This window comes from Bradyrhizobium sp. CIR48 (assembly GCF_014198315.1).
GTDB lineage: Bacteria > Pseudomonadota > Alphaproteobacteria > Rhizobiales > Xanthobacteraceae > Bradyrhizobium.
Genome location: NZ_JACIHG010000001.1, coordinates 1266521 through 1279592, shown reverse-complemented (window position 1 = coordinate 1279592; position 13072 = coordinate 1266521). Strand labels below are relative to the sequence as shown.

Here is a 13072-nt window from a genome sequence, read left to right as displayed (position 1 = left end):
CGCCGCGGCCTGTCGATGTCACACGATCGTCTCTGGAATACTGGATCGCCCGGTCGAGCCGGGCGATGACAGCGGTGGGTGTGGCTGACGCTGATGGCAAACAATCCCTCCCCCGAAGACTCCCTCATCGCGCACTATTTCAAGCCGCTGGCGACCGATCCCGGTGCGTTCGGTCTGGTAGATGACGCGGCGGTGCTGTCGTCGTCCGGCGACGACATCGTCGTCACCACTGACGCCGTCGTCGAAGGCGTGCACTATCTTGCCACCGATCCCCCTGACACCATCGCGCGCAAGGCGCTGCGGGTGAACCTGTCCGATCTCGCCGCCAAGGGCGCGACGCCGGCGGGATTCGTGCTGACACTGGCGCTGCGGAGCCAGGAGGATGCCTGGCTCCGGCCCTTTGCGGACGCGCTGGGCGAGGATGCAAAGGAATTCGCTTGTCCGCTGCTCGGCGGCGACACGGTCTCGACGCCGGGCCCGCAGATGATCTCGATCACGGCCTTTGGCCGCGTGCCGCAGGGGCGGATGGTCGGCCGGACCGGCGCGAGGCCAGGCGATCGCATCCTGGTGAGCGGCACGATCGGCGACGCTGCGCTCGGCCTCGACGTGCTCACGGGCGGTGCTGCCGCGGCTGCGCTCACGACCGATCCCGCTGCAAGGGAAGCCCTGATCTCACGCTATCGCGTGCCGCAACCGCGCAACCCGTTGGCACGGGCCGTGCGCGATCATGCGACCGCAGCGATGGACGTCTCCGACGGGCTCGCCGGCGATCTGACCAAACTCTGTGCGGCGTCCGGGGTCTCGGCCACGGTCGACGTAACGAGCGTGCCGCTTTCGGCCGCGGCAGCAAGCCTGGTTGCCCGCAACGTGGTTTGCGTCGAGACGCTGCTTGCGGGGGGCGACGACTACGAGGTGCTGTGCACCGTCCCGCCGGCGCAGGGCGATGCGCTGATGGCCGCGGGGCGGGCGGCCGGCCTTGCCGTCACCGCGATCGGCACGATCGTCGCGGGCAAGCAGGGGCCGCGTTTCCTGGACGGGCAGGGCCAGGAATTGGTTTTGAAGCGGCTGTCCTACAGCCACTTCTAGGAATTGCTCCAAACCGGCATCTTAGTTCGCTGCACTTGGCCTAAATACCTGCCGAGATCGGCGTTTTCGGCCTTATCCGGCGTTGCACCCTCAATTTGATTTTGGCAAGCTTGCTACCGACTAAGGCCGCCCCTTTTGGGCAAGGGGCGGCTTTGTTCGAAATCAAGGCGCCGCACCGCTCGACGGACAACAAAAGGCGCCGGGGGTACATCAAGGATCTGAGGCAAAAATCACATGACAGCATTATGGTTGATAGTGCTCTGCGGAGTGCTTTCCGTCGTCTACGCGATTTGGGCGACGTCTTCGGTGTTAAGCGCGGATGCGGGGTCGCCGCGCATGCAGGAGATCGCGGGAGCGGTCGCTGAGGGTGCACAGGCGTATCTGCGGCGCCAGTACACGACGATCGGCATCGTCGGCGTGGTCATCTTCCTCTTGCTTGTCTATTTCCTCGGAATCTACGTCGCCATCGGCTTTCTGATCGGCGCCGTCCTGTCGGGGGCGGCCGGCTTCATCGGCATGAATGTCTCGGTCCGCGCCAACGTGCGCACCGCGCAAGCCGCGACCACCTCGCTCGCCGGCGGCCTCGAGCTGGCCTTCAAGGCCGGCGCGATCACCGGCCTCCTGGTCGCGGGTCTGGCATTGCTCGGCGTGACGCTCTATTTCGGCTTCCTGGTGCATTCGCTGAAGCTTGCGCCTGACAGCCGTACCGTCATCGACGCCATGGTGGCGCTCGGCTTCGGCGCCTCGCTGATCTCGATCTTCGCCCGTCTCGGCGGCGGCATCTTCACCAAGGGTGCGGACGTCGGCGGCGACCTCGTCGGCAAGGTCGAGGCCGGCATTCCCGAGGACGATCCGCGCAACCCGGCCACCATCGCCGACAACGTCGGCGACAATGTCGGCGATTGCGCCGGCATGGCTGCCGATTTGTTCGAGACCTATGCGGTGACCGCGGTCGCCACCATGGTGCTCGCCGCGATCTTCTTCGCCAAGACGCCGATCCTCGCCAACATGATGACGCTGCCGCTCGCGATCGGCGGCATCTGCATCATCACCTCGATCATCGGCACCTTCTTCGTCAAGCTCGGGCCGAGCCAGTCGATCATGGGTGCGCTCTACAAGGGCCTGATCGCAACCGGCGTCCTGTCGCTGATCGGCATCGCGCTGGTGATCTACTACCTGATCGGCTTCGGCAAGCTCGATGGCGTCGACTATACCGGCATGGCGCTGTTCCAATGCGGCGTGGTCGGCCTCGTCGTCACCGCGCTGATCATCTGGATCACCGAATACTACACCGGCACCGACTATCGGCCGGTGAAGTCAATCGCCCAGGCCTCGGTGACCGGCCACGGCACCAACGTGATCCAGGGCCTTGCCGTCTCGATGGAAGCGACCGCGCTCCCCGCGATCGTGATCATCGCCGGCATCCTGGTCACCTATAGCCTCGCCGGCCTGTTCGGCATCGCGATCGCGACTGCCACCATGCTGGCGCTGGCCGGCATGGTCGTCGCGCTCGACGCGTTCGGCCCCGTCACCGACAACGCGGGCGGCATCGCCGAGATGGCGGGCCTGCCGAAGGAGGTGCGCAAGTCGACCGACGCGCTCGACGCGGTCGGCAACACCACCAAGGCGGTCACCAAGGGCTACGCGATCGGCTCGGCCGGTCTCGGTGCGCTCGTGCTGTTTGCGGCCTACAACCAGGACCTCAAGTTCTTCGTTGCAGACTCCGCGCGCCATCCCTACTTCGCCGGCGTCAATCCGGACTTCTCGCTCAACAACCCGTATGTGGTGGTGGGTCTGCTGTTCGGCGGCCTGCTGCCGTATCTGTTCGGCGCGATGGGCATGACCGCGGTGGGCCGTGCCGCCGGCGCGATCGTCGAGGAGGTCCGGCGTCAGTTCCGCGAGAAGCCGGGCATCATGCAGGGCACCGACAAGCCGGATTACGGCAAGGCGGTCGACCTGCTGACCCGGGCGGCGATCAAGGAGATGATCATCCCCTCGCTGCTTCCGGTGCTGTCACCGATCGTCGTCTACTTCCTGATCTACGCGATCGCGGGCGGCGGCGTGGCCGGCAAGTCGGCGGCGTTCTCCGCCGTCGGTGCCATGCTGCTCGGCGTCATCGTGACGGGCCTGTTCGTCGCGATCTCCATGACCTCGGGCGGCGGCGCCTGGGACAACGCCAAGAAGTACATCGAGGACGGTCATTTCGGCGGCAAGGGCTCTGACGCCCACAAGTCGGCGGTGACCGGCGATACCGTCGGCGATCCCTACAAGGACACGGCGGGTCCCGCGGTGAACCCGATGATCAAGATCACCAACATCGTGGCCCTGCTGCTGCTGGCGATCCTGGCGCACTAAGCGGCGAGAGACGAGACAAGACAAGGCAAAACCCCGCGGTGCGAGCCGCGGGGTTTTTGTTTGTAGTGACAGTGCGTAGGGCGGATTAGCGAAGCGCAATCCGCCATCGCCCGAACCGCATCGAAGGCGGATTACGCTTTCGCTAATCCGCCTTACAGATCGCGGCCGTGCGTCACTGCACGTCCATCTGCAGCCCTTCCTTCTGGATGATGCCGGCGAACTTCTTCGTCTCGGCATCCACGAAGGCGGCGAACTGCTCGGGCGTGCCGTAGTCGGCGCGGGCGCCCATGGCCGCGATCTGCTTCTTGATGTCGTCGCGCTCCAGCATCGCCTTGACCTGGAGATTGAGCGCGTTCAGCACCTCGGGCGAGACGCCCTTCGGCAGGAAGACCGAGAACCACGACGAGACGTCGAAATTCGCCAGCTCCGGCGCGCTCTCGCGCATGGTCGGCAGGTCTTTCGCAAGGTCGCTGCGCTCGGTGGTGGTGACGCAGAGGCCGTTGAGCGTGCCGTTCTGCACCTGCGGCAGGCTCGGATAGAGGTTGTCGAACAGGATCTGGATGTCGCCCGCCAGCGCCGCCTGGAGCGCGGGTCCGGCGCCACGGAACGGGATGTGCGTCATCTTGAGGCCGGTGAGCTGGAGGAACCAGGCGCCGGTGAGGTGAGGGCTCTGGCCGACACCGGAGGAGGCGTAGCTGAGCTTGTCCGGATTGGCCTTGAGAAAGGCGATCAGCTCGGCGACCGACTTGATGCCGGTCTTCGGATGCGCCGACACGATGTTCGGGATCCGGATCATGTTGGAGACCGGCTGGAGCTGGTCCGGCTTGTAGGTCAGATTCTTGAAGATGCTGTAGGCGATCGCGTTCGGACCGGGATTGCCGACCAGGATGGTGTGGCCATCGGGCTTGGCACGAACCACCTCGGCGGTGCCGATGGTGCCGCCGCCGCCCGAGCGGTTTTCCACGACGGCCGACTGACCCCAGGCGGTTTGCAGATGCGCGGCCAGGAGCCGACCCAACACGTCGGTCGAACCGCCGGCCGCAGCCGGCACCACGAGGCGGACGTTTTCGGTCGGCTTCCAGTCGGCAAGGCTCGATCGCGGCAGGATCGCTGCGGCCGAAAGGCCGGCCACACCGGTGAGCACGCGACGTCGGGACAAAGTCTTAGGCACGAATCCACTCCCTGCTTCTTTCTTTGCAGGGAGCGTAGGAAACCGCAGATGCGACGGCAAGTCGCGCGCTGCGGTCAGTGCCGCGCGGAGGGCGGCACGACGCCGCAGGCGAGGGGCATATACCTTCCGGCGGAATTGGAAGGCGTTTTGGGTGCTTGTCTTGAAGCTTTTTCCTGAAGCGAGCCGGTCGCCGGCTTCGCCCGAAAACGCTCCGGGGCTCAGTTAAAGCTGAGCAGCTTGAACAGCGGCGTGAGGTAGCCCATCTCCTGGCCCGACGTCGGCGTGGTGCGGCTGATGAAGTCGAAAATCTTGCCGTCCTGCAGGCCGTAATTCGCGAGGCGCCGCACGCGCCGGTTCTTGTCGAAATAGATCGCGATGACGCGCTGGTCGACCACCTTCTGGTTCATGAAGGCGACCATGCGCTCCGAGCGCTGGGAGATGTAGTAGAACACTTCGCCGTCGAGGGTCGCCACCGTGGAGGGCGTGCCCATCACGATCAGCACCTGGTCCTGGCTCGCGCCGATCGGAATCTGCTCCAGCGCACCGGGCGGCAGGATATAACCCTTCTGGAATTGCTCGCCGGTGCAGCCCGTGAGCGCGGCGCCGACCAGGGCGACGGCGGCGAGCATGCGCAAGCCGCGCCAGCGTGCGTGAAGGCCGCGCCGCGTACCCGCGCGCAGGCTGATCTGGTTCGTTGTCGTCATAGCGGAACTGATTCCGTCCCCTTGCGTCGCGCGAGGCGCTGAAGTACCGGGCTGGGCGTCTGAATGCAACTCGCGCGCGCCCGCTTGCGGAAACCACAATGCTTTGGCCGTTCAATCACTTCAGGAAACCCCGGCTAACCCCGTCGGGCACCATTGAAGCCATCTATGGCATGATCGTGACGCAGGCGCGAGAACCCATATTTTACCGCGACTTGGGCGTGCCCGATACGGTTAACGGGCGTTTCGACCTGTTGCTGCTGCATCTGTGGCTGCTGCTGCGGCGCCTGCGTACGGTCCAGGGCACCACCGCAGGAGCCTCGGAGCTGTCGCAGGCGCTGTTCGACCGCTTCTGCGAGGACATGGACGACAATCTGCGCGAGATGGGGGTCGGCGACCAGACCGTGCCGAAGCGGATGCGGGCGTTCGGCGAGGCGTTTTACGGCCGCGTGCAGGCCTATGACCAGGCCATCGAGGCCGGCGGCGAGGCCCTGGCAGAGGCGATCTGCAAGAATATCTTGAATGGGACCGGCCCGGACCAGGCGAGGCGGCTCGCGGCCTATGCCCGGGCCACCGAGACCGATCTCGGCCGGGCCGACGAGGCCGCGCTGCTGCGCGCCTCCTTCAGGTTTCCTCCAGCGCTTCTCGAGGGCGACACGCCATGAGCCGACCCAATACCGGATCCGAGCCCGATCCCTGGCGGGCCCCCGTCATCGTCGCGCAAATCCCCGACACCGGTCTGCATCGCAAGCTCGAGGCCTCGGCCGTCGAGCGGCAGGCCATGGCGGAGGTCGCCGGCCTCCGCGAGATCCTGTCCGCCCAGGCCGACTTCGACGTGGTGCCCAGGAGTGGCGGCCGGGTCCAGGTGACCGGCAGCGTCCGGGCCCGAATCGGCCAGACCTGCGTGGTCACGCTCGATCCGATCGAAAGCGAGATCGAGGAGGAGGTGGACCTGGTGTTCGCCCCCGAGGCCGAGGCGCGCCGCCTGGCCGACCTGATCGCCGAGGGGCAGGACGAGGAGGCGCCGCCTGAGGTCGCCGACCCGCCCGAGGCGATCGTGGGTGGCATCATCGACCTTGGCCGGCTCGCCACCGACGCCCTGTTCCTGGCAATCGATCCCTATCCGCGCAAGGAGGGGGTCGTGTTCGAGCCGGAGGTCACCGCCCCCGATCCGGAGGACCATCCATTCGCGGCCCTGAAGGCGCTGCAGGACAACAAGAAGGGCCAATAGCCAGGCATTTCCCCCAGGGATCGTCTTGCGGCGGTGCGCGAGGCATTTGCCGGGATAGTTTCAAAGCCTTCTTTATCTGGCTGATTTCAGTGCATTTCTTGCAGATTCAGGAGTTCGCGGCCGGATCGCCCCGGATGCAAAAGGCTGGGGGCAAGAGGTTGTTTCGGGGGTACAAAACGCTATTGTCGCGCCCCGGCCCGGGTGCGGCGTGGCGCTTGGCCGGCCGCCATGTCCGTGGCGAACTCATTTTGCGGTCCCGCTGATCAAGACCGCACCAGACCAGGTTTCCAGGACTTTTATGCCAAGCAAGGTTCGCATCGCGCTGGACGCCATGGGGGGCGACGCCGGCGCCGCCGTGGTCATTCCCGGCGCCGCCATCTCGCTTCAGAGGCATCGCGAGACCGAGTTCCTGCTGGTCGGGGACCGCGCCAGGATTGAGCCCGAGCTCGAGAAGCATCCCGCCCTCAAAGCGGCTTCGAAGATCATCCACACCGACGTGGCCGTCAGCGGCTCGGACAAGCCGAGCCAGGCGCTGCGGCGCGGCCGCAAGACCTCCTCGATGTGGCTTGCCATCGACGCCGTGAAGAAGGGCGAGGCGGATGTCGCGATCTCCGCCGGCAATACCGGCGCGCTGATGGCGATGTCGCGCTTCCACCTGCGCACGCTGCCCGGAATCGACCGTCCCGCGATCACGGGGATATGGCCGACCAGGCGCGGCGAGTCCGTCGTGCTCGACCTCGGCGCCACCATCGGCGGTGACGCGCACCATCTGGTGTCGCTCGCGGTGATGGGCGCGGCGATGGCGAGCGTGCTGTTCGACAAGAAGCGCCCCACGGTCGGGCTGCTCAATATCGGGGCCGAAGAGATCAAGGGGCACGAGGAGATCCGCGAGGCCAGCGAGATCCTGCGTGCGAGGAACCTGCCGGAGCTCGACTATATCGGCTTCGTCGAGGGCGACGGTATCGGCAAGGGGCTGGCCGACGTCATAGTGACCGAAGGTTTCAGCGGCAACATCGCGCTCAAGGCCGCCGAGGGAACCGCCCGGCAGATGGCGGACTTACTCCGCAACGAGATGCGGCGGAGCTGGTTGTCGAAGCTCGGATATCTCTTTGCGCGCAGCGCCTTCCAGGCCCTGCGCGACAAGATGGACCCGAACAAGTCCAATGGCGGCGTGTTCCTGGGTTTGAACGGATTAGTGGTCAAGAGCCACGGCGGAACCAGCGCCGAAGGCTTTGCCTATGCGATCGATGTTGGCTATGAGATGGCTCACTACGATCTCCTGAACAAGATCAATCAGATGCTCAACCGCGAGGGTGGTGCACTCAATTCCGTGCAGGCCGCGCAGGAGGCTGTTTCGTGACTCAAATTCGTTCGGTCGTGCTGGGCTGCGGCTCCTATCTGCCGGAGCAGGTGGTGACCAACGCCCAATTGGCGGCGCGTATCGACACCTCCGACGAGTGGATCGTGCAGCGCACCGGCATTCGCGAGCGCCACATCGCGGCCGAGGGCGAGTTCACCTCGCATTTGGCGATCAAGGCGGCGCAGGCCGCGCTCACCGATGCCGGCATGGACGCACAGTCGATCGACCTGATCGTGCTCGCGACCTCGACGCCGGACAACACCTTCCCGGCGACGGCCGTTGCCGTGCAGCACGGGCTCGGCATCACCCACGGCGCGGCCTTCGACCTCCAGGCGGTATGCTCTGGCTTCGTGTTCGCGCTCGCCACCGCCGACAATTTCCTGCGCACCGGCGCCTTCAAGCGCGCGCTGGTGATCGGCGCCGAGACCTTCTCGCGCATCCTCGACTGGAACGACCGCGGCACCTGCGTGCTGTTCGGCGACGGCGCCGGCGCGGTCGTGCTGGAGGCGCAGGAGCAGCCGGGCAAGGCCGCGACCGACCGCGGCATCGTCACCACGCATCTGCGCTCCGACGGCCGCCACAAGGCAAAGCTGTTCGTCGACGGGGGGCCGTCCTCGACCCAGACCGTCGGCCATCTGCGCATGGAGGGCCGCGAGGTCTTCAAGCACGCGGTCGGCATGATCACCGACGTCATCGTCGATGCCTTCCAGGCGACCGGGCTCAATGCCGAGACCATCGACTGGTTCGTACCGCACCAGGCCAACAAGCGAATCATCGACGCTTCCGCCCACAAGCTCCACATCGCGCCGGAGAAGGTGGTGCTGACGGTGGACCGTCACGGCAACACCTCGGCCGCCTCGATTCCGCTGGCGCTGTCGGTGGCCCGCAAGGACGGCCGCATCAAGAAAGGCGACATGGTCCTGCTGGAGGCCATGGGCGGCGGCTTCACCTGGGGCTCCGCGCTCGTGCGCTGGTAGGGCCACAGTCGATAAAATTTTGCCGGAATCAGCGCCGATTATCGATGCGTGTGCATTGATGAGCGCTGTTGACCGCCGTATCGTAACCTCATAATTTCAGACAACAATTGTTCGCCGTGATGTGGGGCAGGGCGATGACCGATCAAAGTAAAACCGTAACGCGTGTCGATCTGTGCGAAGCCGTCTACCAGAAGGTAGGCCTGTCGCGCACGGAATCGTCCGCCTTCGTGGAACTCGTGCTGAAGGAGATCACCGACTGCCTGGAAAAGGGCGAGACGGTGAAACTGTCCTCGTTCGGGTCCTTCATGGTCCGCAAGAAGGGTCAGCGCATCGGCCGCAACCCAAAGACCGGCACCGAGGTGCCGATCTCGCCGCGCCGCGTCATGGTGTTCAAGCCGTCGGCGATCCTGAAGCAGCGGATCAACGGCCAGCACCGCGCCAACGGTGACGCCAGCAAGGCTCCACAAGAGGCGTAACGCCTCTCGCAAAGGATTTGGCATTTGGACAAGGCGCCGGATGCGTTCCGAACCATCAGCGAAGTAGCGCAGGAGCTCGACATTCCGCAGCACGTGCTGCGGTTCTGGGAAACCCGATTCTCCCAGATCAAGCCGATGAAGCGCAGCGGCGGCCGCCGCTATTACCGCCCCGACGACGTCGACCTGCTCAAGGGCATCCGCCGTCTCCTCTACGGGGAGGGCTACACCATCCGCGGGGTACAGCGGATCCTGAAGGAGCACGGCGTCAAATCGGTGCAGGGCCTTGCCGACAGCGCCGCCGCGGTCTCGTTCGGCGCCATCGAGGACGCCATCGGCGCCAGCTTGATGGAGCCCGACGACGAGGAGGCGCCCATCAAGGGCGTCACCGACACCGACGATGACGACTACCAGGGTGATGAGGAGGAAGGCATCGACTTCCGCTTCACCGAGGTCGACGACGAGGAAATCCTCACCACCTTCCGCAAGGGCGGCACGGCTGCCGCGGCCCCGGCCGGCCCCAGCGCCATCGACCGGGAACGGTTAGGGCGCGTCCTCGCCGACCTCGTCGCCTGCCGCGAGATGCTGGATCAGGCGCTGAAGGATGGGTAGGGGCGGGCTTCGCCGGCTTGCGGGCAGTTCCGGGGACTGTGGCCGGGACGGCAAAATGCTGCGGCCTCGCCTTGCGCATCGCGCCGATCCTAGCTAATGGAACGACGTTCGGAGCGTGGCGCAGCCCGGTTAGCGCACTAGTCTGGGAGACTAGGGGTCGGAGGTTCAAATCCTCTCGCTCCGACCAAATTCTTCAAATATTTCAATGGTCCCGTGTGCCGGCCGGTTATTAAAGAGCCGCCGCTTTACAGGCAGTTTACAATAATCGTTCTGGCGCTGTTCTTCAGTCGTGCATAGGGGAGCAGCATTTAGGACGCGTCCTAAAGAAACATGAGAACGAGTTAGCCACTAAGAACTCAGAGGCGCGCCTTCTGGTGTCGGTTGTCAAACCCGGCAGTATCGACATCAACTTAGTACCCGACCTCGTCTCAACCGTGGCAATGGCCGGCCCCTTGCTGGCACCACTAATCGACAAGGTCGAGCTGATCGAAAAGTTCGGCAAGCATCTTAAGTCTCTGATCGACCTTTTTGCTAAGAAGCGAGAGGCGACAGCAGCCGACAATATCTCCATTAAAGACTGCGACGATGCAACGAACATAGTGAAACCGATCGCAAGTCACGGCGGATCGCAGACATTCAATGTGATCAACGGTCCGGTTACCGTTCAATTGTTGACTGTCACAGCTCAGGAAGCGTCATCGATTATTGAAACCGCTGCGCTCGAAAAGACGCTACTTCAGAATCCGAAGGCGGAGGTTTTGCAGCGCGTACCTATGGTTTGGAAAAGGTTGGACAGAGACTCCGTGAAGTCGGAAGCCAAAACAACTCCAGACCGTGCTTTGATAGAGGAAATAGATGAAAAGCCGCATGCAGTGTTTTTCACTGACGAGATGAGCCATCTAAAAAAGCAAATGATCGGGGACGAAGAAAATCCTTATCAAGCAATCTATTTTGTGGATGTTGTTGTATCGCGGTCATCGGGCAAAGTCGTCTCCTACCGCGTGATTGGCTATTACGGCAAGGAAGAGCTCGAGCCGCTACCTCCGGCATAGTTCGCGGGCGAAGAATCGGAAGAGAATATCAGGGACTTCTTCCAGCGTGTATTGCGACACTAAAACTCGAAGCGATAGCATGGGATGGAATCGCAACTGGGGGGACTATGCCACGTTCTTGGCGTTCATGGATGCTTGCTGCTGCCAGAGAATGGAATTTCACGCCGACGCCAAGACCGGCGCGATCACGTCCGAAAAGCTCGATGACTAGTCCGTGTACTCATTAAGCGGCTGGCCGCCGCTAATGTCCGCTTAAGCCCGAACAGCGGCGGAGAAGCAGCAATCTTCCAATGTCGCTGAAGGGCCAAAAGCGGTCCTTCGGTGCTCTGACCACATGGCGGGGTGAAAGCGGGCTAGGTAATCACCGCACGGAACAGACGCCATTCGTCAGGCACGCCTTTGAGAGTGTGACGGCCGCGCTCTTCAAACGTCAATCCGGAGCCTGCTACGAGGTCGCGAACCGTCTGTGAGACCAGAACTTCACCCGGCGCAGCTAGCGCCGCCACGCGCGCGCCAATATGCACGGCAATGCCAACGATATCGTGCGCGACGAATTCGCACTCACCGGTATGCAAACCGCAACGGACCTTCAGATCGAGCGAGCGCACCGCATCGCGGATTGCGCTGGCGCAGCGTACGGCGCGCGCGGGTCCGTCGAACGTGGCAAGGAAACCGTCGCCGGCGGTGTTGATTTCGCGCCCGCGATACTGGCCGAGCACGCCCCGCGCTTTGGCATAGAACGCGTCGAGCAGTACGTGCCAAGCGCCGTCGCCGAGCATGGCGGCGCGTTCCGTCGATCCCGCAATGTCGACAAACAGCACAGTCGCAAGCACTCTATCTGGCTGGGCTGCCTGCCGATGCCCAGTGACGAATTCTTCGACCTCATCAAGGATTGCGTCCTGACTGCCTACCCAGACCACATGGTCCTGACCACTGAGCTCAATCAGTTTGGCGGAAGGAATCATCTGCGCCATGTAGCGCGCATGCTTCACGTCGATGACGCGCTCATCGGTGCGATGCAAAATTAAGGTCGGTACACGCGTGACGGGGAGGATATTTCTGACATCAATTTCCCGGTTCATGCGCATGATCGCGGATGCCGCCCCTGGGCTTGCTGAGGCCCTGAAGTAGGCAGCAACTTGCTCAAGTGCCTGCGTATTGCCGGCAAGGCTGGGCGCCCACATCAGCAAACTCATTGCATCTGTCGTGCCCCAGTGGTGCTCAATGTCATCGAGGAAAGTGCTCCACTGCGAATCAGTCCATCCGAATGTGTAGTCAGGAGCCCACGCGCGTCGCGCATAAGTGCCACAAAGAACCAGAGCGGACGTGCGTTCGGGATACGTCGCGGCATAGAGCAGCGACATCGGACCGCCCTCGGATACGCCAAACAAGGTGGCCCGCTGGGAACCGACTTGGTCCAGCACCGCCTGCACATCGTGCATCCGCTGTTCAAGTGTGAAGATCTGGGAACCGCGATCAGACATTCCGGTGCCGCGCTTGTCGAAAATGATGACTCGCGCAAACGTTGCAAGCCTGCGGAAAAAATAGGCGCGGCCTGGCGATTGCCAAAGCGCTTCAACATTGGAGACAAAACCGGGGACGAACAGCAGGTCGCGTGGACCGTCGCCAATCACCTGATAGGCAATATGGACGTCGTCACTTTTGACGTAGTGAGTGGTCGGGATGTCAGCCATGTTGGCCTACTGCGGGACAAACCACGCTGCGCGAGTGTCGTATCACATTCCGCGTCAGGCTAGTGGGACTTTTGACGGGCTTGACTGCCCCCTACCCGTAGGTACCGGCAAAAACTGGGGAAACCAGAGTGATGCCACGGCCGCGAAGGCCGCTTAGGGTCAGAAGCTGCCATCACGCACCATGCCGAGGTTGGTCAGCTATGGGCCAATACCAGACCCGGCTCAGTGCCCGGCGCCAGTGAATTGCACGACTACCTACTCAGTTTCAGCGCGCGCGCTGCGGGTGTTTGCCTTCTTGGGGACTGACGCTGGTCGCGAGATGCGCCCAAATCTGGACTTACGATGCCCGAAGGTTCCGGG

General features: G+C 63.6%; 12 protein-coding genes and 1 tRNA gene. 10 read left to right on the top strand and 3 right to left on the bottom strand.

The window, feature by feature from the left end:
- Window positions 1-93: 93 nt before the first annotated feature.
- Entirely contained in the window at window positions 94-1086 is a 993-nt protein-coding gene (gene thiL, locus GGD66_RS06230; protein ID WP_183257098.1) for a thiamine-phosphate kinase, read from the top strand.
- Window positions 1087-1320: 234 nt separating this feature from the next.
- On the top strand, window positions 1321-3441 hold the full coding sequence (locus GGD66_RS06225) for a sodium-translocating pyrophosphatase (RefSeq protein ID WP_018320050.1): 2121 nt from the start codon (window positions 1321-1323) through the stop codon (window positions 3439-3441).
- A 172-nt stretch (window positions 3442-3613) separates the two neighbouring features.
- Here GGD66_RS06225 and GGD66_RS06220 read toward each other — a convergent pair whose 3' ends face one another.
- Entirely contained in the window at window positions 3614-4612 is a 999-nt protein-coding gene (locus tag GGD66_RS06220) for a tripartite tricarboxylate transporter substrate binding protein (RefSeq protein WP_183257097.1), read from the bottom strand.
- Window positions 4613-4830: 218 nt separating this feature from the next.
- Window positions 4831-5316, bottom strand: coding sequence for an outer membrane protein assembly factor BamE (locus tag GGD66_RS06215; RefSeq protein WP_183257096.1), 486 nt, complete (start codon window positions 5314-5316; stop codon window positions 4831-4833).
- A gap of 98 nt (window positions 5317-5414) precedes the next feature.
- Here GGD66_RS06215 and GGD66_RS06210 point away from each other — a divergent pair, with 98 nt between their 5' ends.
- The 8 genes from GGD66_RS06210 (at window position 5415) to GGD66_RS06175 (ending at window position 11018) form a co-directional block, all read left to right on the top strand.
- The gene (locus GGD66_RS06210) at window positions 5415-5978 is read left to right on the top strand and encodes a ubiquinol-cytochrome C chaperone family protein (protein ID WP_183257095.1); all 564 of its coding nucleotides are present in this window, start codon (window positions 5415-5417) and stop codon (window positions 5976-5978) included.
- Window positions 5975-6544 (top strand): DUF177 domain-containing protein, encoded by a 570-nt coding sequence (locus tag GGD66_RS06205; protein WP_183257094.1) that lies wholly within the window; start codon window positions 5975-5977, stop codon window positions 6542-6544. The genes GGD66_RS06210 and GGD66_RS06205 overlap by 4 nt, the downstream gene beginning before the upstream one ends.
- Before the next feature lie 298 nt (window positions 6545-6842).
- A complete protein-coding gene (gene plsX / locus GGD66_RS06200; RefSeq protein ID WP_183257093.1) occupies window positions 6843-7904 on the top strand; it encodes a phosphate acyltransferase PlsX in 1062 nt (353 codons plus the stop codon).
- A complete protein-coding gene (locus GGD66_RS06195; protein ID WP_018320056.1) occupies window positions 7901-8881 on the top strand; it encodes a beta-ketoacyl-ACP synthase III in 981 nt (326 codons plus the stop codon). Before plsX ends, GGD66_RS06195 begins: the two co-directional genes overlap by 4 nt.
- Window positions 8882-9015: 134 nt before the next feature.
- Window positions 9016-9357, top strand: coding sequence for an integration host factor subunit alpha (locus tag GGD66_RS06190; protein WP_026202294.1), 342 nt, complete (start codon window positions 9016-9018; stop codon window positions 9355-9357).
- Window positions 9358-9381: 24 nt separating this feature from the next.
- A complete protein-coding gene (locus GGD66_RS06185; protein ID WP_018320058.1) occupies window positions 9382-9966 on the top strand; it encodes a MerR family transcriptional regulator in 585 nt (194 codons plus the stop codon).
- A gap of 109 nt (window positions 9967-10075) precedes the next feature.
- Window positions 10076-10153 (top strand) — tRNA-Pro (locus GGD66_RS06180).
- 187 nt (window positions 10154-10340) lie between these two features.
- Window positions 10341-11018 (top strand): hypothetical protein, encoded by a 678-nt coding sequence (locus tag GGD66_RS06175; RefSeq protein WP_092257469.1) that lies wholly within the window; start codon window positions 10341-10343, stop codon window positions 11016-11018.
- A 353-nt stretch (window positions 11019-11371) separates the two neighbouring features.
- Here GGD66_RS06175 and GGD66_RS06170 read toward each other — a convergent pair whose 3' ends face one another.
- Window positions 11372-12712 carry an adenylate/guanylate cyclase domain-containing protein gene (locus GGD66_RS06170; RefSeq protein WP_183257092.1) on the bottom strand — a complete coding sequence of 447 codons (1341 nt, stop codon included), beginning with the start codon at window positions 12710-12712 and terminating at the stop codon, window positions 11372-11374.
- Window positions 12713-13072: the final 360 nt, after the last annotated feature.